Below are 19,818 nucleotides of genomic sequence, written 5' to 3'. Positions count from 1 at the left end.
GATCAGCAAAACTGCGGCCATGATAAAGCTTTATGGGCGCAGGGGCGATTGCCAAGACGGGCGAGCGCTTTGGAGGCAAACCCTGTGGCGAGGGAGCTTGCTCCCGCTGGGCTGCGCAGCAGACCCTGGATCTGGCAACTCGGTATGTCAGGTTGATTGAGTCGCTTTTTTTGGGCCTGCTGTGCAGGCCAGCGGGAGCAAGCTCCCTCGCCACAGGGATGTGTTCAGCCTTGGGTTTTGAGGCCATGCAGTTCGCAATACTCGGCCCACTCCATCCCCGCCATTTCCGCCACTTCCTTATGTACCTCCAGGCGCTGGGCCTGGTAGTCCTCGGGCGAGGCGGCGGTCAGTTGCAGGGTCAGTTCCCAGGCGAACAGGCCCTGGCGTTCGGCCTCGGCTTCGAAGGCTTCATGCAGCCGCTCAGCGCGGTACTGCGCAGCGGTCTCGCCCTTGGCCTGGGCCAGCAGCGGGTTGAGGTGGTCCAACTCGATGCGCAGTTCGGGACGCTCGTCGAGAAACTTTTCCAAGGCCTGTTCGTGTTGCTGTTCGGTTGCCGCCATGATCACTCCTTAGGGGATGAAGACTGCTTTTTGCTGGCCTTGGCCGCAGCCGCGAGACATTCGAGGGCGAACTGTTCGGTGTAGGTCATCTGGATCGGCGTGGTTTCGCCCTTGACGGTGCGTTCGCCGTCGAGAATGTAGCGAATCCGCTTGTCGGTGACGCCGATTCGCTTGGCGATCCAGGAAGGAGTCTGGCCGATCTGGCTGATGAGTTTGTCGGCGTATTCGGCGGTGGGTTTGTAGAACTCGGCGTTGGGGGTCATGGAGTGTTCCGCGATGGCTGGTGGCAATGGCGCGACAGGTTGCGCGAATCGCAGGCCGATGTCCCGTGTAAATTTCAGTAAAGCAGCACGAAGGCGGGGGCCGCAGTGCTACAGTCCGTTTTTTTCTTGATGAGTGAACGCAATGCGAATGTTGACGGTGGCCCTGGCCGCAACCTTGCTGGCCGGCTGCGCGGGGTCGGCGATGAACGAGGCCCGGACCCAGGCCCCATACAAGATCATGACCTCGGACAAACCCGAACAGGTCGTGGCCCAGTGCGTGCAGTTCTCCTGGCAGGACGAAGCGGTGTTCGGTGTCGATGCTGGTGCCTACCTGCAACCGGGCAAGCAGGGGGGCTCGACGGTCTACACCCGCTCCGCCGAAGCGTTTGTCGATTTGCAAACCGGTGCTGACGGTACGACGTTGAACTATTACGCCAAGCATGACGACTTCGTGGCCAAGCGCCGGTTGGCGGCGTTGGCGACTTGTCTTTAAGCAGGCAGATCGAGGTGCCTGCCATCGCGAGCAGGCTCGCCTCCACAAGGTCGGGTTTCAGTCGGCAGGAGCGAGGCGCTTCTGGAGGAAGAAGTGCTGGTGGCCCGGCGGGTAGTCGTCGATCTGGCCGACTGTCGTAAAGCCGTGCCTGCGGTAGAACTCCGGCGCCTGGAAGTCGAAGGTCTCCAGCCAGATGCCCACGCAGTTTTTCTCCCGGGCCAACTCTTCGGCCATTTGCATCAGGGTCGAGCCCGTGCCCTGGCCCCGGGCCTGTTCCGGCACCACCAGCAACTCGATATACAGCCAGCGGAAAAACACTCGGCCGTAGAGCCCCCCGACAATTTCGTCGTGTTCGTCCCGCACCAGCCAAGCGACCAGCTCAGGCACCGTCCCGCCAGTCTTGGCCGTGTTATAGGCCCGTAGCGGAGCGAGAATGGCCTGACGTTCTTCGTCGGTGGGCGTGTCCGTGCGTTCGATTCGCAGCGTCATCGGTGATGTCCCTATTCAGTAAAAAATCAACGCACGAGCCTATCTCAAAGGGGATGTCGCCGTAACCCAGCCGACGGCTGACAAGCGCATTCCACAAACCGGGCCATACTGCCTAATGCTTTTGAAGCGATCCCTATCCTTAAAACAAGAAGAGACCGACTCATGAAGTTCGAATCCTTAGCCCGGACCCTCATCGCTACGTCATTGACCCTCGGTTGTTTATCGACGTTTGCTGCCTCCCAGGCGCCGGTGGCCGCCGAGAACGGCATGGTGGTCACCGCTCAGCACCTGGCGACCCATGTGGGTGTCGACGTGCTCAAGAATGGCGGCAATGCCGTGGATGCGGCGGTGGCGGTGGGATACGCCCTGGCGGTGGTGTATCCGGCAGCGGGTAACCTCGGCGGCGGTGGGTTCATGACGCTCCAATTGGCCGACGGCCGCAAGACCTTCCTGGATTTCCGCGAAAAAGCCCCCCTGGCCGCCACCGCCAACATGTACCTGGACAAGGACGGCAACGTCGTTCCTGACCTCAGCACCCGTGGGCACCTGGCCGTGGGCGTGCCCGGCACTGTCTCCGGCATGGAACTGGCGTTGAAAAAGTATGGCAGCAAGCCTCGGGCGGAACTGATCGCCCCGGCCATCAAGTTCGCCGAGGAAGGCTTCACCCTGGAGCAGGGCGATGTCGATCTGCTGGAAACCGCCACCGATGTGTTCAAGAAGGACATGCGCGACTCCGGTGCGATTTTCCTGCATAACGGCGAACCGATGCAGGTCGGCCAGAAGCTGGTGCAGAAAGACCTCGCCAAGACCCTGCGGGAAATCTCCGCCAAGGGCGCCGATGGTTTCTATAAAGGTTGGGTGGCCGATGCCCTGGTCACGTCCAGCCAAGCCAACAAAGGCATCATCACCCAGGCCGACCTGGACAAGTACAAGACCCGCGAGCTGGCCCCGGTGGAATGCGACTATCGCGGCTACCACATCATCTCGGCGCCGCCGCCCAGTTCCGGCGGGGTGGTGCTGTGCCAGATCATGAACATCCTCGATGGTTATCCGATGAAGGACCTGGGCTTCCATTCGGCCCAGGGCATGCACTATCAGATCGAAGCCATGCGTCACGCCTACGTGGACCGCAACAGCTACCTGGGTGACCCGGACTTCGTGAAGAACCCCATCGATCATCTACTGGATAAAAACTACGCCGCCAAGCTGCGGGCGGCGATCGAGCCACAAAAGGCCGGCGACTCCCAGAAGATCAAGCCCGGCGTGGCGCCCCATGAGGGCAGCAACACCACCCATTACTCCATCGTCGACAAGTGGGGCAACGCCGTTTCGGTCACCTACACCCTTAACGATTGGTTCGGTGCCGGCGTCATGGCGAGCAAGACCGGGGTGATTCTCAATGATGAGATGGACGACTTCACCGCCAAGGTCGGCGTGCCCAACATGTATGGCCTGGTGCAGGGCGAGGCCAACGCCATCGCGCCGGGCAAGGCGCCGCTGTCATCCATGAGCCCGACCATTGTCACCAAGGACGGCAAGACGGTCATGGTGGTGGGCACCCCAGGCGGCAGCCGGATCATTACCGCGACGTTGCTGACCATCCTCAACGTGATCGACTACGGCATGAACCTCCAGGAGGCTGTCGATGCGCCGCGTTTTCACCAGCAATGGATGCCGGAGCAAACCAACCTCGAAACCTTCGCCGCCAGCCCCGATACCCAGAAACTGCTGGAAAGCTGGGGGCACAAGTTTGCCGGCCCGCAGGACCCCAACCACATTGCCGCGATTCTGGTCGGCGCGCCGTCATTGGGTGGTAAGCCAGTCGGCAAGAACCGTTTCTATGGCGCCAACGACCCCCGTCGCAACACCGGCTTATCGCTGGGCTATTGATAGCGGTTGGGATCGAGCAGCGTTTTCAAGAGGAAAGCCATGAACACCGCATTGCTGATCATCGACGTCCAGAACGCACTGTGCCGCGGCGAAGAGGAATGCTTCGACATCCAGCGCGTCATCCGGACCATCAACGACCTCGCCGCCAAGACCAGGGCCCTCGGCTTGACGGTGATCCTGGTCCAGCACGAAGAGTTGGAAGGCTCGTTGACATATGGCTCTGCCGCCTGGCAACTGGCCGACGACCTGTTGACCGCGGCCGATGACCTGCGGGTGCGCAAGACCACGCCGGACGCCTTCTACCAGACCGATCTACTGTCGCTGCTGCAAGCCCGCAGCATTGATCGCCTGGTGATCTGCGGGCTGCAAACCGACTATTGCATCAACGCCACCGTGCGCCAGGCCCATGCCTTGGGGTTCGACGTGGTCCTGGCCGCCGACGCCCACTCCACGGTGGCCAACGGCAGCATGTCCGCCGAGCAGATAATCGCCAACCACAACAACCGGCTGGGGCGGCTGAGCAGTGCGGTGTCGCGGATCGACGTGGTGCCGGCTGCTGACATCCGCCTCTGATCCGAAAGACAAGGTTGTCTGACCCCTGTGGCGAGGGGATTTATCCCCGTTGTGTGGGAGCAAAGCTTGCTCGCGATGCATGCGCTTCGGTTCCCAGGGAGACCGCGTTATCTTCATCGCGAGCAAGCTTTGCTCCCACAGGTGGGGATCCCCTTCGCCACAGATTCGCTGTTTGCAAGTTTGGGCGATTCTGGCTCCTCAAGGAGCGCCTAACACCATCGTCCAGTACACCCCCGCATCGCTGCGCGAGTCGCTGGCGGAAGCTGCGCCCATCTGGGTGAACATCGGGTTCATCAGGTTGGCGCAGTGCCCCGGGCTGGCGAGCCAGTCGTGCAGTGCCTGGCTCGGTGAGCGTTGGCCGGCGGCGATGTTCTCGCCCAATTTACGTCCGCGAAAGCCGGCGCTCTTGGCCCGATCGGAGGTGGAGCGACCGTCCGGGTCGCGGTGGGCAAAATAATTCTCGCGGGCCATCGACCGGCTGTGGCCTTGGGCGGCTGCTCCCAGCGCGGCGTTCCAGCTCAGCGGCCGAGCCGCCGCGAAGCGCTGGCTCCCGCACATCCGCGGCCTGGCCCTGGCGGCGTTGACTTGAGCCAGCAGTGTCTTGTCCGCCGAACCTGCATCGTCCATCCGCGTACCGCCCATGGGCTGCGCCAGCACCACGCGCCATTCATCACCGACCCGATTGACGCCGATGTCAGCGTACTGGTTGTCCAGCAGCGCTGCGCAATGTTCGTCTGCCAGCATGCCAAAGGCTTCTTCGGCGTCCCGTGCATCGGTCAGGCGGATGCTACGCACGGCCCGGGCTTGATAGCCGGCGTCTTTCAAGGTTTCCCGCAGGCCTCCACGAAAACCGATCGGCAAGCCCAGGCTCGATCGCAGCACCAGCGGCTGGGTGGCACGTACCGTGCGCCATTCACAACGGCGCGACTGGCCACGGAAGTCGTTGATGGCGTCCACCAGTTGTCTTTCGCCGCGAGCATGGGCGGGACTGGTGAGTAAAGGAAACAGGGTCAACAAGCACAGCGAAACGAAACGGCAAGAGCGAACAGGATGGCGCATGGGACGAACGGCTCGAGAGGGGGAGTTGCCATAGCGCCAGGCTTGGCGCCGATCAGCTGGAAAACGCGTCGCAGCAGGTTGGCGAGGTTTTCACGGCTGGGGTAGGACTGTGGGTTTGGGAACAAGTTTCAGGAGGCCGTAGACTCTCTGCGAGGTGGCACAACACCCTTGCGGCGAGGGGATAAATCCCTTGCCACAAAGGCATTCGGTCAGTTCAATTCGTCGCTTCAGCCACAGGCACCTTGTCCCGCTCAACCTTGCGATAGGTCAGCAACACGATGCCGGTCACCACAATCGCGCCACCCATCACCTGGCCCGGATTGAGCATCTGGTCCAGCACCAGCCAGCCGATCAGCAACGTTGCCAGCGGTTCGATGTTCATCACCGGGGCGTTGCGCGGCATGTCCAGGCGCGGCACGGATATGAACAGCACAATGAATCCGGTGCCGTAGAGCACCACCAGGGTCGCCAGGGCGAACCAGCCGGTACTGCTGGCCGGCAGGTCGAAACCGCCGGGGAGGGCGCCGGTCAGGCCGGCGAGGTTGACGCTGCTGAAGACGATGAAAATCGTCAGCAGGCTGCGTACCGAGCCACGCACCTGGGATAGCTTGTGATCGGTGATCCATAGCGCGCAGGCAAACACGCAGGCGGCGCAGAAGGCCAGGCCCACCCCAAGTAGCCATTGCGGGCCGACGTCCTGCCCGGACGATAACCGTGCCGGCACTTCCAGCACGAACACCAGGCCCACCAGGATCATGCCCATCAACGCGGCGGTGCGCGCCGTCGGGCGGGGCCCTCCCAGCGCCCAGGTCAGCAGGGCCAGCAGGATCGGAAACACGTTGCCGACCAACAATGCCAACGCCACGGGCACCCGTGCCACGGCGGAGTACAGGCACAGGCTCTGGGCGCCGATCAACAGCCCCAGGGTCAATTGCCAGCGCCACGCACCGGACGGCAGGCGCAGGCTCTGTCGCTGCCAGAGCACCAGCGCCGCCAACACCAGCAGTGTTCCGCCCGAGCGCAACAGGATTGCCAGCAGCACGCCGGCCCCGTCATCAAACGCGGCCCGCGCGGCGACATGGTTGCCGGCGAAGGCACAGCCCATGCACAGCAGGACAAGTACCGAGAGGTGGCGGGGTAATGGCGTGGGGAGGTCAGGTGCGGCGATGGGGCGATTCATGGCAGGTGTCTCGAAGGCGGCCGCCAGGGCAACAGGCCCCGGATCAGCTATTTTTAGTTATAGGTTGTCGTACAACATCAGGGTTTTTACCTCATAGGGTGGCAAGAGACAAGGTTCGTAGCCTGTTCAACGGCTACAACGGCGTGGCGACCTTGCAAGACCGCGCACATTGTCTGGCGCTTTGCTGTACAACGAACCTGGCCGCTGTGTGGTTTACAGCATTACCCTTCTTGCGGAACCACTCATGCGCCTGGCTGATTTCATTCTCGACAATATCGAGCCGATTCTTCAGGCGTGGGAAGACTTCGCCAAAACCATCACTCCCGCGTCCATTGGCATGGATTCCGTGGCCCTGCGCGACCATGCCGAGCAGATGTTGCGTACCATCGCCGCCGACTTGCGCACCTCGCAAACGCGCAAGGAACAGATTGCCAAGTCCCACGGGGAGGCGCCGGTGGCTGATGCCGAAACCGCCGCCGAAACCCATGCGGTTATCCGCCAGTCCTCGGGTTTCACCGTGGAGCAAATGGTTTCCGAATACCGGGCCCTGCGCACCAGCGTGCTCATGCTCTGGATGCCGCACACCCAGCTGGATCACAAACAGGTCATGGATGATCTGATTCGCTTCAACGAGGCCGTGGATCAGGCCTTGGCCGAGTCCGTCGTCAGTTACTCGGGGGCGGTGGATGCGTCGCGCAATATCTTTCTCGGCATTCTCGGGCATGACTTGCGCAGCCCCTTGGGCGCGATCCTGCTGAGCTCCGAAGTGCTACTGCGGGCCGGGGACCTGCCCGCCAAAGCTACCAAGATCACGTCGCGCATCTACACCAGCGTCAAGCGAGCCAACAAAATCGTCGGTGATCTGCTGGATTTCACCCGTACGCAACTGGGCTCGGGCATTCCGGTGCAACGCTTCAACGGCGATCTGGTGGCGGCCTGCGAAGGCATGGTGGAGGAGGCGCGGGCCTATCACCCGGAAAACAGAATCCTTTTTGAAACCAGCGGTCCCCTGGAAGGGCTGTTTGACCAGGCACGCATGGAACAGGTGTTCTCCAACCTGATCGGCAATGCCGTCCAGCATGGCGCCGAGGGCACGCCGATTACCGTTTCGTTGAGCGCTGAAGAGGATATGGCAGTGATTGCGATCAACAACCAGGGCAAGCCTATCGAGAAAGGTGCCATTGCGAGTATTTTCAACCCGATGATCCGGCATCTGCGCAGCGGTGAGATGCAGTACGGTTCCACGGCCGGGCTCGGACTGGGCCTGCACATCGCCTCGGCGATCGTATCGGCCCATAAGGGCACCATTGAGGTCCATTCGAAGGCGCGAGTCGGCACGACCTTTACCGTTCGCATACCGCTGCATCCGGACTGACAGATTGTTCGGACGAACGGGTGCGTATACTTGTACGATGTCTTATCACGTAGTAAAACTGTCGTCCCGTCCAATAATAATTAACGGAGACGCACGATGGATGCTTCGCAATCTGCAATTGCAACCGATCAGGGACGCCGGGTATTCCTGAAAAGATCCCTGGTGGTCTCGGCGGCCGCCGCGACCCTCGGTAACTTGCCGGGGCTGGCTCAGGCCGAGCCTCTGAGCCAGCGTTACCCGGACCCGCTGATCAATATCCTTGACCCCAGCTTCATGGACTTGCGCATTTTCAACGCCAGTGTGGAAAAACTCGCCACCGGCCTGCGTTGGGCGGAAGGGCCGGTGTGGGTGGGCGATGGTCGTTACCTGCTGGTCAGCGACATTCCCAACAACCGCATCGTGCGCTGGGATGAAGTCACCGGTGGCCTGTCGGTGTACCGCGAGAACTCCAATTTCTCCAACGGCATGTGCCGCGATCGCCAGGGACGTTTGTTGGTGTGCGAAGGCTCCACCACCTCTAGCGAAGGTCGGCGCATCACCCGTACCGAGCACAACGGCACCATTACCGTGTTGGCAGACAGTTTCGAGGGCAAGCCGCTCAATTCGCCCAATGACATCGTGTGCAAGCGCGATGGCTCGGTCTGGTTCACCGACCCACCGTTCCAGACCGGCAACAATTACGAAGGACACAAAGTCACGCCTGCCCAGCCCCACGCGGTGTACCGCATCGACGGTGAAACCGGCAAGGTCAGCCGGGTGATCGACGACTTGGCGGGGCCGAACGGATTGTGTTTCTCCCCGGACGAGAAAATCCTCTATGTGGTCGAAGGCCGGGCCAAACCCAATCGCTTGATCTGGGCGATCACCGTCAAGGACGACGGCACGCTGGGGGAGCGGCGCAAGCACATCGAAGGCCTGGATTACGCGGCTATCGATGGCATCAAATGCGATGAGAGCGGCAATCTCTGGTGTGGCTGGGGTGGCAACGGAGATCCCAAGGCCGACCTGGAAAAACTCGATGGCGTGCGGGTATTCAACCCCGAGGGCAAGGCCATCGGGCACATTTCCCTGCCGGAGCGCTGCCCCAATGTCTGCTTTGGCGGGCGGGAAGGCAATCGGCTGTTCATGGCCGGCAGCCACTCGCTGTATTCGCTGTTCGTGAATACCCGGGGGGCGACGTTTGCCTGATGTAGCAACGGATCTTCAGGTTGTCGACCATTGTGGCGAGGGGATTTATCCCCGTTGGGCTGCGAAGCAGCCCTAAGCTCAGTCAACCTTATGAGCCTGACACACCAAGATGTCAGGTTTTAGGGCCGCTTCGCGGCCCAACGGGGATAAATCCCCTCGCCACAGGTTCCTTGTTAGGCCAGGGATGCCGTACTGCCACGCACCGTCAACTCAAACGGCAACACCACATGCCGTTCGGCAAGCGGCTTCTTCTCGATCAGCGCGATCAGCATCTCTACCGCTTTTTGGCCAAAGATTTCGGCAGGTTGCGAAATGGTGGTCAGTGGCGGGTCGCAATAGGCGGCGAACGGGATGTCGTCAAAACCCACCAGTGAAATATCTTCGGGCACCCGCAGGCCCATTTGCTTGATGCGCCTGAGCGCGCCGATGGCCATCTCGTCGTTCTCACAAAACAGCGCACTGGGGCGGTCGGCCAGTTCCAGCATCGCGCCGGCGCCATCGTCACCGGCCTTCAAGGTGAAGTCGCCATGGCAGATCAGGTTGGGGTCGATGGCAATACCGGCCTGGCGCAGGGCGTCCTGATAGCCGGATACGCGGTCCAGGGTCAGGGGACTGCTGCGTGGCCCCTTGATGATGCCGATGCGCCGATGGCCGAGGCCGATCAGATGCTCGGTCATGGCCTGGGCGGCGGCCCGGTTGTCGAGGCTGATGGTGGGGTAGGGGGCGCCTTTGACTACTTCGCAGGCGTTGACCAGCGGCAGGGATTCAGCGCCAGGGGGCAGCGATTCAAAAGGGTTGCTGGCGCGCAACTGAATCACTCCGTCGGCCTGGTGGGCGTAGACCAGCGCAGCGAACTCCCGTTCGATGGCTTCCCGGCCCTGGGTGTCGCACAGCAGCAACCGATAGCCCGCCGCCTGCGCGGCCTGCTGTGCGCCGCTGATGACCCGGGCGAAAAACGTGTTGGCGATGGTCGGCACCAGGATCACCAGGTTGCCGGTGCGGCGGGAACGGAACTGCACCGCCATCAGGTTCGGCCGATAGCCGGCCTGTTCCACCGCGGCGTTGACCTTGTCCCGCGTTTCGGGGAGCACCCGCTCGGGTGATTTCAGCGTTCTGGACACAGTGGCCACCGACACACCGGCCAGCCGGGCCACTTCACGAATGTTGGACAAAATCACCTCAAGGGGCAGGGGCTACGGTTGGGGAGCTTACCGCAGGTTGAGCGCCTCACAAATGTTCAGGTGCGGACAGATCGGGTTTGACACACCAGGAAACTGAGCCTAGATTTTCGCCATGATGTAACCGGTTACATCATCATGCTGACAAGAAGAGAATCGCGATGAATCCTGCAGTACGAAAAATAAGAATGGGCTTCGTCGGCGGTGGCGAGGGCGCTTTCATCGGTCAGGCCCATCGTCAGGCGGCGGGGCTGGACGGCGGTTTTGAACTGGTGTGCGGCGCGTTCAGCCGCGACCCTCACAACACTCGGCAGACCGGCGCGGCCCTGGGCCTGGCCGCGTCCCGTTGTTATCACGATTGGCAGCATATGCTCGACACCGAAGCGCTCCTGCCGCTGGATCAGCGCATGGAACTGCTGGTGATCGTCACACCCAATCATCTCCATGCACCCATTGCCAGCCAGGCATTGGAAGCGGGTTTCCATGTGTTCAGCGAGAAACCCGCCGCCCTGGACCTCAAAGAGTTGCTGGCCCTCAGGGAGGTGCTGCAAGGCAGCCGTTGCCTCTACGGCCTGGCCCACACCTACCTGGGCTATCCCATGGTTTGGCAGGCGCGGGAGATGGTGCGTTCGGGCGTGATCGGCCAGGTGCGCAAGGTGCTGGTCGAGTATCCCCAAGGCTGGCTCAGCCAGGATGTCGCCGCCCAGGGCAACAAACAGGCCGAGTGGCGCGACGACCCCTTGCAGTCCGGTTTGGGCGGTTGCATCGGTGACATTGGTACCCATGCGTTTTCCCTGGCCGAGTTCGTCGCGGACCAGCCTATCCAACAGCTATGCGCCGCGTTAGGCACGCATATACCGGGCCGGCAGTTGGATGACGACGTGGCGATGCTGTTCAAGATGGCGGACGGCGCCAGCGGCGTATTGCTCGCAAGCCAGGTCTGCACCGGTGAAGAGAACCCGCTGAAAATTCGTATCTACGGTGACAAGGGTGCCTTGGAATGGCGCCAGGAAGAACCGGCGAGCCTGATCCATCGCGCCTTTGACCAACCCCTGCGCATCCTGCGTAGCGGTGTCGGCCAGCCGTGGCTGTGCGAGGCGGCCCAGCGTCGCATGCGCCTGCCGGCCGGACATCCCGAGGGCTATCTGGAGGCCATGGCCAACCTCTACGGCGATTTCGCCCAAGCCATTCGCAACCATGTCGAAGGCCCCGACATCCCCGGCGTGCCCGGCATCGAGACCGGCCTGCGTGGCATGGCGTTCATCGAGGCCGCCATCCTCAACCACCGTGGCGACGCCAAGTGGACCACCGTACAAACCGGAGCTTCCCTGTTGTGAAAACCCTCGACAAGACCCCGAGTGGCCTGCGCGGCCCAGGTATTTTCCTGGCGCAATTCATGGCCGCCGAAGCCCCGTTCGACACCCTGGCCAACATCGCCCAATGGGCGGCGTCGCAAGGCTACAAGGCCATTCAACTGCCGACGTCGGGCACGCAATACATCGACTTGGCCCGGGCCGCCGAGAGCCAGGATTATTGCGATCAGCTCAAGGCGACCTGTGCCCAGGCTGGCGTAGAGATCAGCGAGTTATCGACGCACCTGCAAGGCCAATTGGTGGCGGTGCACCCGGCGTTCGACACGCTGTTCGACGACTTCGCCCCAGCACATCTGCGCGGCCAGCCCCAGGCCCGGACCGAATGGGCGATCGAGCAACTCAAGCTGGCCGCCCGCGCCAGCCAGCGCCTGGGCCTCAAGGCCCACGCGACGTTTTCCGGTGCGTTCCTGTGGCCGTATCTCTACCCCTGGCCGCAGCGTCCGGCGGGCCTGGTGGAACAAGGTTTCGCCGAACTGGCCCGGCGCTGGCTGCCGATTCTCGACTGTTTCGACGCGGCCGGCGTGGACCTGTGCTACGAAATCCACCCCGGCGAAGACTTGCACGACGGGGCCTCGTTCGAGCGCTTCCTCGACGCGGTCGATCATCATCCACGGGCAGCGATTCTCTACGACCCGAGCCATCTGCTGCTGCAACAGATGGACTACCTGGGCTTCATCGACCGTTACCACGAACGCATCCGCATGTTCCACGTCAAGGACGCCGAATTTCGCCCCGATGCCCGTGCCGGGGTGTACGGCGGTTACCAGGGTTGGGTCGATCGCCCCGGGCGGTTCCGTTCGTTGGGCGATGGCCAGATCGATTTCAAAGCGATCTTCAGCAAGCTGACTCAATACGATTTCAGCGGTTGGGCGGTCCTGGAATGGGAGTGTTGCCTGAAAGATTCGCAGCAGGGCGCCGCAGAAGGGGCGGCGTTCATCCAGCGGCACATGATCAGCAAGACCGGCAAGGCGTTCGACGATTTCGCCAGCGTCACCGCGGATGAGGACTCCAACCGGCGGTTGTTGGGTTTGTTGAGGTAACCGGGCCAACCCCAAACCCTGTAGCGAGGAAACTCATTGTGGGAGCAAGGCTTGCCCGCGATGAACGAATACGCGGTTCAACTGTGAGACGGTGGCGCGGCTATCGCGGGCAAGCCTTGCTCCCACAATGGGGAGTAAATCCCTTTGTAACAAAAGCGGTGCGCTTTTTCATTTTTCACAAGAACAACAATAAAACGGTGACGGTCATGACCACGATGAACGCACGCTTGAGCGTGATGATGTTCCTGCAATTCTTTATCTGGGGTGGCTGGTTCGTCACCCTCGGCACCTTCCTCTCCAGCACCCTGGACGCCAGCGGCGGGCAGATCGGCATGGCGTTTTCCACTCAGTCGTGGGGAGCGATTGTCGCGCCGTTCGTGATCGGCCTGATCGCCGATCGCTACTTCAACGCCGAACGGATCCTGGCGGTGTTGCACCTGCTTGGCGCGGTGTTGCTGTATCAGCTGTATTCGGCGGCGGATTTCAGCGTGTTCTACCCGTACGTGCTGGTGTACATGGTGATCTACATGCCGACGCTGGCCCTGGTCAATTCCGTGGCATTCCGGCAGATGCGCGACCCGGCGCTGGAGTTCTCCCGCATCCGGGTGTGGGGCACCATTGGCTGGATCGTCGCGGGTGTGGTGATCAGCTTCGTGTTCGCCTGGGATTCGCGCGAAGCGATCTCGGCAGGCGGCCTGCGCAATACCTTCCTGATGGCGGCCATCGCGTCCCTGGTCCTGGGGCTCTACAGCTTCACGCTGCCGGCCACGGCTCCGCTCAAGGAACAGGCGAGCACGGGGGGCATCAAGCAATTGTTGGGGCTGGACGCGTTGGGGCTGTTGAAGGATCGCAGCTACCTGGTGTTCTTCATCGCCTCGATCCTGATCTGCATTCCCTTGGCGTTCTATTATCAGAACGCCAACCCATTCCTGGCCGAAACCGGCATGACCAACCCGACGGCGAAGATGGCCATCGGGCAGGTATCGGAAGTGTTGTTCATGCTGCTGTTGCCGCTGTTCATCCAGCGCTTCGGCATCAAGCTGGCGCTGTTGGTGGGTATGTTGGCGTGGGCGTTGCGCTACGTGTTGTTCGCCTACGGCAATAACGGCGACCTGGCGTTCATGCTGTTCACCGGCATTGCCCTGCACGGTATCTGCTACGACTTCTTTTTTGTCTCGGGGCAGATCTACACCGATGCCAAGGCGCCGGAGCGTTTTCGCAGCTCGGCCCAGGGCCTGATTACCCTGGCGACCTATGGTGTGGGGATGTTGATTGGCTTTTGGGTGGCGGGGCAGGTGACCGATCGCTTTGTCGTGGCTGGCGGGCATGACTGGCAGAGCATCTGGCTGTTCCCGGCCGGGTTCGCGTTGCTGGTGCTCGTCTGTTTCCTGTTTACCTTCCGCGGCCAGCAGGCGCTCGCTACGCCGTCAAAGGCCTGAGACAGGGCTGGGCGTCAGTCATTTGTGGCTGACGTCCAGTCTGGTGTAGGTCACTTTCCCGCCTTCGTTGGAATAACCTTTGTTATCCAGCGTGTAGACGCCGGCCTTGAAATAGAAATCGTAGCCGTACCAGGACGAGTCCAGCTTCACCTGTTTGCCAACGTTGTTGATCAGCACCGAGAGCTTGCCTTGCTTGTCCATTTGCAGCGAGTAGGAGAAGGCTTTGTTCAGCGGTACGTTTGGCACGGTGTAGATCGCCGGGCTCTTCTTGTCCTTGGGTTTGACCCGGTACTCCACGTCGATATTGCCGGTGCCCTTGGCGTAGCGGTACACCAGCTTCAACAACGGCGTGGGGGCGTCTTTGGCGTGGATCTGCGCCACGACCACGCGGCCTTCGGAAGGCACCTGGTTTACGGCCAGGGTGCCCTTGAGGGTATTGATGCCGCTGTTGTAGCGCCAATTGCGCAGTTTTCCGTCTTTGCTGGTTTCCCGCAGTTCGGAGCGCGGGTATTCGCTTTTGCCGGTATGGGAGCCCGTGACCGGCGCCCAGAAGACGATCCGCTGGCCGTTATTGTCGAAATACTTGTTTTTCAGGGCCGGCATGGCTTTGGTCGCCACGACCTGCGCGGGTGTTTGCACGGGCAGGGTGATGTTCCAGACAGTCAGGTCAATCATGATCAAATGCTCCAACAGAACCGGCCATTACTCATCAGCCGGAATGGGCAAGATTACCTTCTGTGGCACAGTGTCCATGTTATCGACGAGGGCCCGTTTGGCTGCAGGGGCAACTGACGAATGGCTCTGCGCTGAGCCTCCCAGGTAGTTCTGCTAATTGCGCGGGATAATGTCAATTTGATGCTGATCGGTTAGAGTACGCGCCGCCCGAGAGACGGATCCCGGGCGTTTTCTCATGGAGTATTCAATGAACCACATCAGTAAAGTTGTCGCCTGCGCACTGTTCGGCCTGGCCCTGGCGGGTTGCACCGGCACCCCGATGAAGACCCAGCAGTACGATGCCAGCCAATACACCGTTGTCGGCCACAGTGAAGCCAAGGCCACCGGCCTGCTGCTGTTCGGCGTGATCCCGATCCAGCAGAACAACCGTTTCGTGCGCGCCCAGACCGCAGCGATCAAGGCCAAGGGCGGCGATGCCATGATCAACACTCAAGTCCAGGAAAACTGGTTCTGGGCCTGGGTCCTGACCGGCTACACCACCTCGGTGTCCGGTGATGTGGTCAAGCTGAAAAGCGTTCAGTAACACCCCGCTTGAAAGTAGGTGAGCGCCGGTTGTAAAGGCGCTTACCTGTGGCGAGGGGATAAATCCCCTCGCCACAACAGCCCCGATCATGCTTGATCCTCGACTACTGTCCTCCCACCACCATATGCGTGAACGGCGCCACATACGCCTGCAACGTCACCAGCCCGCCCACCAGAATCGCCAGCACCACCGAGTGGAAAAACACGTAGCGCAGGATTTCCCCTTCATGGCCGTACCAACGGGTAGCGGTGGAGGCGACCACGATCGACTGGGCATCGACCATCTTGCCCATGACCCCGCCGGAACTGTTGGCCGCGGCCATCAGCACCGGGCTGATGCCCAACTGCTCGGATGTGACCCGTTGCAAGCCGCCAAACAACACGTTGGACGCGGTGTCCGAGCCGGTCAGCGCGACGCCGAGCCAGCCCAGCAAGGTGCCGAACATGGGGTAGAAAATGCCCGTGGCGGCGAAGGCCAGGCCCATGGTCGCGTCCAGGCCCGAATACCGCGTGAGGAACCCCAGGGCCAACATTGCCACGATGGTGATCAGCGAGTAGCGCACCACCCAGAGCGTTCGCAAGTAGTGGTGCAGCAGTTGCGGGATGGAGTAGCCCATCAGCAAGCCACCGAGAATCGCCGCCAGGAAGATACCGCTGCCGGTGGCGGTGAACCAGTTGAACTTGTAGACCGCTTCCTCGGTTTTAGGCTGGGGCACCACCGGCGGGACTTTTTCGATCTGCTGGTGGATGGTGCCGAAGGTCACCAGGGGCGAGAAGATCGGATTGGCCTCGCGCATCGGCTTGCCTTGGGGGTCAAGCTTGACCGACTGCGTCTGCGGGTCCAGTGCCGGGCGGGTATCGAACAGGTTCTTGAAACCCTGGGTGCCCCAGGCGAACACGAATACCGTGAGGATGATCCACGGCATCCAGGCCCGGAGCACGGCGGGGCGGGTGTCGCTGGAAAATGCGGCGCTGGCGGTGGGTTGTTCATCCTCGCTGGCGTCGATCTTCGAGTTGTCGACTCGCCCGGACAGCGCGGCGGAGGTGTGCACCGTGGCTGGTTTCCAGACCTTGAGGAAACCGGTGAGGCAAGCCATGGAAATTAGCGCAGCGATGACGTCCACCAGCATCGGCCCGTGGTAGTTCGACACTAGGAATTGCGGGATGGCGAAGCTGACGCCGGCCACCAGGATCGCCGGCCAGACCTCCAGCATCTTGCGCCATCCGGCGAAGGCCCAGATCAACCAGAACGGCACCAGCACGGAGAAAAACGGCAACTGCCGACCGACCATCATCGACAGCTCCATTTCATCCAACCCGGTGACCTTGGCCAGGGTGATGATTGGCGTGCCCAGGGCACCGAAGGCCACGGGCGCGGTGTTGGCGATCAGTGCCAGGCCTGAGGCGGCCAGGGGCGAAAAGCCCAGCCCGATGAGGATCGCCCCGGTCACCGCCACCGGCGTCCCGAAGCCCGCCGCACCCTCGAAGAACGCACCAAAGCAAAAGGCGATCAGCAGTAATTGCAGGCGTCGGTCGTCGGTAATGCGTGCGAGGGAATCCTGCAGGACCTTGAATGAGCCGTTCTCGGTGGTCAGGCGGTGCAGGAAAATGATGTTGAGGACAATCCAGCCAATGGGCAGCAGCCCGTTGGCCGCGCCATAAAGTGCCGCAGACCCGGCCATGCCGACGGGCATGCCGAAGGCGAAGATCGCGATCAGCAAGGCCGAGGCCAGGGCCAGCAACGCCGCCAGGTGTGCCTTGACATGAAAGAACGCCAGGGAGGCCAGCATCACCACCACCGGAACCGCCGCCAGGAGCGTGGACAGCACCGCATTACCGAAGGGATCGTAGACTTGTTGCCAGACCATGTTCCACCTCTGCTTTTTATTGTTGGAAGTGCAGGCCCCAGGGGGGATTGGCAGAGAAGTATAGGCGGGGATTGGGGGAGGGGACTGCCAGGCAACCCCTGTGGCGAGGGGATTTATCCCCGCTGGACGCGCAGCAGTCCCAATGTCTGTCAACTCGGTGTGTCAGGTTGATCCCTACCTGCCTTTTTGGGGCTGCTGCGCAGCCCAGCGGGGATAAATCCCCTCGCCACAAAGTTGATGCGCCCGGCTAGCGTGCTTCGACGTTGTCCAGCGCGCGGTTCGCTAGCAGTCCGCTCAGTTCAATCAATTGTTGGATGCCCAGGGCGATGTGGCGCCTGGGACCTTCCAGGTCGAAGGCCAGGTCACTGACCATGGCGTTGGCCGAGGCCAGGTTTTCGCTGAGGTTGGCGAGCAGGGTTTCGGTGTCGACGCCGTTGGCGACGGTGAACAGTGGGCCTGGATCGGCCTCGGGTTTGCCGGGTTTGGGCTTGAGGTAGTGGTCGAGGATGCGGTCGGCGGCTTTGTCGAACGCTTTTGAGTGGGGATCGGTGTCTGGTGGGTTGGGTGTTGGTTTGAACATAGATGAAACTCCAGATAAGAAATAGGAGCCATCACTCTCGCTACCAAACGAAGGGTGGCGGCCATACGAAGGTTGGTAGACCGGTTACCTGGCAACCCGGCGCGTCCGAGAACGCCCTGCGCATGACCACCATAAAACAGAGGACGTAGAAGTCCCTTGCATCAGGATGTATGTGCGCCAGGAAAACCGGGCTACCAAACCCGATCGCTGATTCGTCAGCGACCCGGAAACGATAGAGCCCACCCCCCTAGACGCACAAGCCGGCGGATTCTGGCGCAGTTGTAGGGAATGGCGCAAGACAACGTAGCCCGAACCCGAACGATCCTACATCGGGATAAACAAGGTCCCCTGCTGGACTGGGAGCCTGGGTTAACAAAACACCCGTGGCGAGGGAGCTTGCTCCCGCTGGGTGGCGAAGCCGCCCCAAAAAAATCTGCGTTGAAACAAAAAAACGGGGCCTGCTGCGCAGTCCAGCGGGAGCAAGCTCCCTCGCCACAAAAGCGCTTACTCAGGCCAACAGAGCAATGTGCCTGTTCAGCCCTTCGCCGCCATCGCCGTCACTTCCACTTTCATCCCCTCGACCGCCAGCGCGGCCACGCCCACCGCTGCACGAACCGGCCAAGGCTTGGCGAAGAAGCGTTTGTAAACCTCGTTGAAAGCGGCGCGATCCGCCATGTCGGTCAGATAGATGGTCAGGTGCAGGACTCGGTCCATGGAACTGCCGGCGCGCTCCAGGGCGGTCTTGAGGGCTTGCAGTGTGCATTCGCTCTGCAGCGCGATATCGCCCAGTTCCAGGCTGCCATCGGCGTGGGTGGGGATTTGCGTGGAAACCAGCAGGCCGCCGAAGCCGGCGACGTCGGAGGAAATGGAATCCGCATCCGGATCTGGAACGAACGTGATGTCTGGGTTGCTCATGCAAAGCCTCATGCTGGAAAAGAAAAAGGAGCGCCGCAGTTTACCGTCCATTGTTGCGCCGTTCCTGCATTCCTTTATCCGTGCGCTTGCCGCCCGCTGTTCCCAGCATTAAAGCCTCTGGGCCGGACGTTGGGCTGTCACTGCCGGTTCAAGGGGTGGTTGCGCGCCGTTCAGGCGTGCGGCCAGTCGCTGTGCCTGCTCCCAGCCCAGCTCGGGCGCGAGCCAGTCGAGTGCATCTTCGGCACTGAAAGCCAGTACCCGCTGCTGTTGACTGGCGATGTCGCCATACGTCACCAGGGCCAGGCCGTCACAGCCAAACGGGGTCTCGCTGGCCTGGGCCAGGGCGGCCAGGAAGATCGGGGTCGATTGCCGGTCGGTCGTGTAGGTGAGCTGTTGCGCCTGAGAGGGTGAGGCGGGGGGCTGCGACTCATACCAGCCCTCCACGGCGACCAGTACGCGGCCTTCGTGCTTGATGGGATCGAAGACTTTGGAACGCATGACCAGATGCAAGGGCAGATGCGTGAGCGGCGGCATCGTTCCCACCGACCAGATCGGCGACCAGCCCCAGCGAACCTTGATGCACTCCAAGTGCCCACCGCGCCGGCGAATGGCGCTGACCTGCATGCCTGGCTTGATCAGGGCATGCCGCTCCTGAGGCTTGGGCGGCGTTGTCACGCACAGCTCCAAGGGCGTCACGAGGGTAGCGAAACGGTTGCCGGGCGTATCTCGATGGGCGAAATACGCCAGGGAGTCTTTTGAAGAAACGTGTTGAACAAGACTGTCACACATAACGAAAACTCCCGGCAGTGAAACGCAAAGAAGCCTTGATCTACCCGCTGTTCAAGGCATGACGTCGAAGCGCATCAGGTGGCTTTCAGCGGTGTCATGTAGGTCCGAACCGTGGCGAAACGCTTGGTTCGAAAATCCTCGCGGCGGGGAGACGAGCGGGCCATTGGGGTGAATGCACGACCGCCATCGCGAGCGGGCTCGCTCCCACAATGGATTTGTGGTGGGGCGGGATTTTCAGCTACACAGCCGAACCCTTGTGGGAGCGAGCTTGCTCGCGATAGCGGTGTATCAGCTGGCGGGGAGGTTGGC

At 61.6% G+C, this 19,818-nt stretch carries 20 protein-coding genes; 9 read left to right on the top strand and 11 right to left on the bottom strand.

Translation table 11 applies throughout. The features are described 5' to 3' along the window. Window positions 1-224: 224 nt before the first annotated feature. The gene (locus PSH86_RS19460; RefSeq protein ID WP_305484400.1) at window positions 225-560 is read right to left on the bottom strand and encodes a DUF6388 family protein; all 336 of its coding nucleotides are present in this window, start codon (window positions 558-560) and stop codon (window positions 225-227) included. A 2-nt stretch (window positions 561-562) separates the two neighbouring features. After that, window positions 563-823: a hypothetical protein gene (locus tag PSH86_RS19455; RefSeq protein ID WP_109755533.1), complete on the bottom strand. Its 261-nt coding sequence runs from the start codon at window positions 821-823 to the stop codon at window positions 563-565. Between the two features lie 142 nt (window positions 824-965). On the opposite strand from PSH86_RS19455, the gene PSH86_RS19450 reads away from it, so the two are divergent. Next, window positions 966-1,316 (top strand): hypothetical protein, encoded by a 351-nt coding sequence (locus tag PSH86_RS19450; protein ID WP_163857952.1) that lies wholly within the window; start codon window positions 966-968, stop codon window positions 1,314-1,316. 57 nt (window positions 1,317-1,373) lie between these two features. Here the strand turns inward: PSH86_RS19450 and PSH86_RS19445 are convergent, their stop codons facing one another. Then, window positions 1,374-1,805, bottom strand: coding sequence for a GNAT family N-acetyltransferase (locus PSH86_RS19445; protein WP_176689476.1), 432 nt, complete (start codon window positions 1,803-1,805; stop codon window positions 1,374-1,376). Window positions 1,806-1,967: 162 nt separating this feature from the next. Between PSH86_RS19445 and ggt the strand changes: the two genes are divergently transcribed. Next, window positions 1,968-3,695 carry a gamma-glutamyltransferase gene (gene ggt, locus PSH86_RS19440; RefSeq protein ID WP_116832839.1) on the top strand — a complete coding sequence of 576 codons (1,728 nt, stop codon included), beginning with the start codon at window positions 1,968-1,970 and terminating at the stop codon, window positions 3,693-3,695. A gap of 39 nt (window positions 3,696-3,734) precedes the next feature. After that, window positions 3,735-4,268 carry a cysteine hydrolase family protein gene (locus PSH86_RS19435; RefSeq protein WP_305484396.1) on the top strand — a complete coding sequence of 178 codons (534 nt, stop codon included), beginning with the start codon at window positions 3,735-3,737 and terminating at the stop codon, window positions 4,266-4,268. Window positions 4,269-4,466: 198 nt separating this feature from the next. Here the strand turns inward: PSH86_RS19435 and PSH86_RS19430 are convergent, their stop codons facing one another. Together PSH86_RS19430 and PSH86_RS19425 are read right to left on the bottom strand one after the other, a co-directional pair. Further along, window positions 4,467-5,327, bottom strand: coding sequence for a CAP domain-containing protein (locus tag PSH86_RS19430; RefSeq protein ID WP_305484394.1), 861 nt, complete (start codon window positions 5,325-5,327; stop codon window positions 4,467-4,469). A 214-nt stretch (window positions 5,328-5,541) separates the two neighbouring features. Next, window positions 5,542-6,507 carry a DMT family transporter gene (locus tag PSH86_RS19425; RefSeq protein ID WP_370873681.1) on the bottom strand — a complete coding sequence of 322 codons (966 nt, stop codon included), beginning with the start codon at window positions 6,505-6,507 and terminating at the stop codon, window positions 5,542-5,544. A gap of 244 nt (window positions 6,508-6,751) precedes the next feature. Here PSH86_RS19425 and PSH86_RS19420 point away from each other — a divergent pair, with 244 nt between their 5' ends. Further along, complete coding sequence (locus PSH86_RS19420; protein ID WP_109755526.1) at window positions 6,752-7,882, top strand: sensor histidine kinase; 1,131 nt, start codon at window positions 6,752-6,754, stop codon at window positions 7,880-7,882. A 96-nt stretch (window positions 7,883-7,978) separates the two neighbouring features. Next, complete coding sequence (locus PSH86_RS19415; protein WP_109755525.1) at window positions 7,979-9,070, top strand: SMP-30/gluconolactonase/LRE family protein; 1,092 nt, start codon at window positions 7,979-7,981, stop codon at window positions 9,068-9,070. Between the two features lie 173 nt (window positions 9,071-9,243). Here PSH86_RS19415 and PSH86_RS19410 read toward each other — a convergent pair whose 3' ends face one another. After that, window positions 9,244-10,242 (bottom strand): LacI family DNA-binding transcriptional regulator, encoded by a 999-nt coding sequence (locus tag PSH86_RS19410; RefSeq protein WP_163857958.1) that lies wholly within the window; start codon window positions 10,240-10,242, stop codon window positions 9,244-9,246. 167 nt (window positions 10,243-10,409) lie between these two features. Between PSH86_RS19410 and PSH86_RS19405 the strand changes: the two genes are divergently transcribed. The 3 genes from PSH86_RS19405 to PSH86_RS19395 all read left to right on the top strand — a co-directional run bounded on the left by PSH86_RS19405 (window position 10,410) and on the right by PSH86_RS19395 (window position 14,100). Then, complete coding sequence (locus tag PSH86_RS19405) at window positions 10,410-11,585, top strand: Gfo/Idh/MocA family protein (protein ID WP_109755523.1); 1,176 nt, start codon at window positions 10,410-10,412, stop codon at window positions 11,583-11,585. Then, on the top strand, window positions 11,582-12,661 hold the full coding sequence (locus tag PSH86_RS19400; RefSeq protein ID WP_116832834.1) for a sugar phosphate isomerase/epimerase: 1,080 nt from the start codon (window positions 11,582-11,584) through the stop codon (window positions 12,659-12,661). The genes PSH86_RS19405 and PSH86_RS19400 overlap by 4 nt, the downstream gene beginning before the upstream one ends. 206 nt (window positions 12,662-12,867) lie before the next feature. After that, entirely contained in the window at window positions 12,868-14,100 is a 1,233-nt protein-coding gene (locus PSH86_RS19395; protein ID WP_305484389.1) for a nucleoside permease, read from the top strand. Window positions 14,101-14,118: 18 nt separating this feature from the next. On the opposite strand, the gene PSH86_RS19390 is transcribed toward PSH86_RS19395, so the two are convergent. Beyond that, window positions 14,119-14,775 carry a polysaccharide lyase family 7 protein gene (locus tag PSH86_RS19390; protein WP_109755521.1) on the bottom strand — a complete coding sequence of 219 codons (657 nt, stop codon included), beginning with the start codon at window positions 14,773-14,775 and terminating at the stop codon, window positions 14,119-14,121. Window positions 14,776-15,022: 247 nt separating this feature from the next. Here PSH86_RS19390 and PSH86_RS19385 point away from each other — a divergent pair, with 247 nt between their 5' ends. After that, window positions 15,023-15,358 carry a hypothetical protein gene (locus tag PSH86_RS19385; RefSeq protein WP_109755520.1) on the top strand — a complete coding sequence of 112 codons (336 nt, stop codon included), beginning with the start codon at window positions 15,023-15,025 and terminating at the stop codon, window positions 15,356-15,358. Window positions 15,359-15,461: 103 nt separating this feature from the next. On the opposite strand, the gene PSH86_RS19380 is transcribed toward PSH86_RS19385, so the two are convergent. The 4 genes from PSH86_RS19380 to PSH86_RS19365 form a co-directional block, all read right to left on the bottom strand. After that, window positions 15,462-17,225, bottom strand: a complete 1,764-nt coding sequence (locus PSH86_RS19380; RefSeq protein WP_163857965.1) for an L-lactate permease — start codon at window positions 17,223-17,225, stop codon at window positions 15,462-15,464. A 247-nt stretch (window positions 17,226-17,472) separates the two neighbouring features. Continuing rightward, on the bottom strand, window positions 17,473-17,805 hold the full coding sequence (locus PSH86_RS19375; protein WP_109755518.1) for a DUF6124 family protein: 333 nt from the start codon (window positions 17,803-17,805) through the stop codon (window positions 17,473-17,475). Between the two features lie 534 nt (window positions 17,806-18,339). Beyond that, window positions 18,340-18,720: a RidA family protein gene (locus PSH86_RS19370; protein ID WP_109755517.1), complete on the bottom strand. Its 381-nt coding sequence runs from the start codon at window positions 18,718-18,720 to the stop codon at window positions 18,340-18,342. Between the two features lie 108 nt (window positions 18,721-18,828). Continuing rightward, window positions 18,829-19,509 (bottom strand): SOS response-associated peptidase family protein, encoded by a 681-nt coding sequence (locus PSH86_RS19365; RefSeq protein ID WP_116832831.1) that lies wholly within the window; start codon window positions 19,507-19,509, stop codon window positions 18,829-18,831. Window positions 19,510-19,818 lie beyond the last annotated feature (309 nt).

It is taken from the genome of Pseudomonas sp. FP2300 (genome assembly GCF_030687595.1).
Taxonomy (GTDB): domain Bacteria; phylum Pseudomonadota; class Gammaproteobacteria; order Pseudomonadales; family Pseudomonadaceae; genus Aquipseudomonas; species Aquipseudomonas bijieensis.
This window is presented reverse-complemented; position numbering and strand designations above follow the sequence as displayed.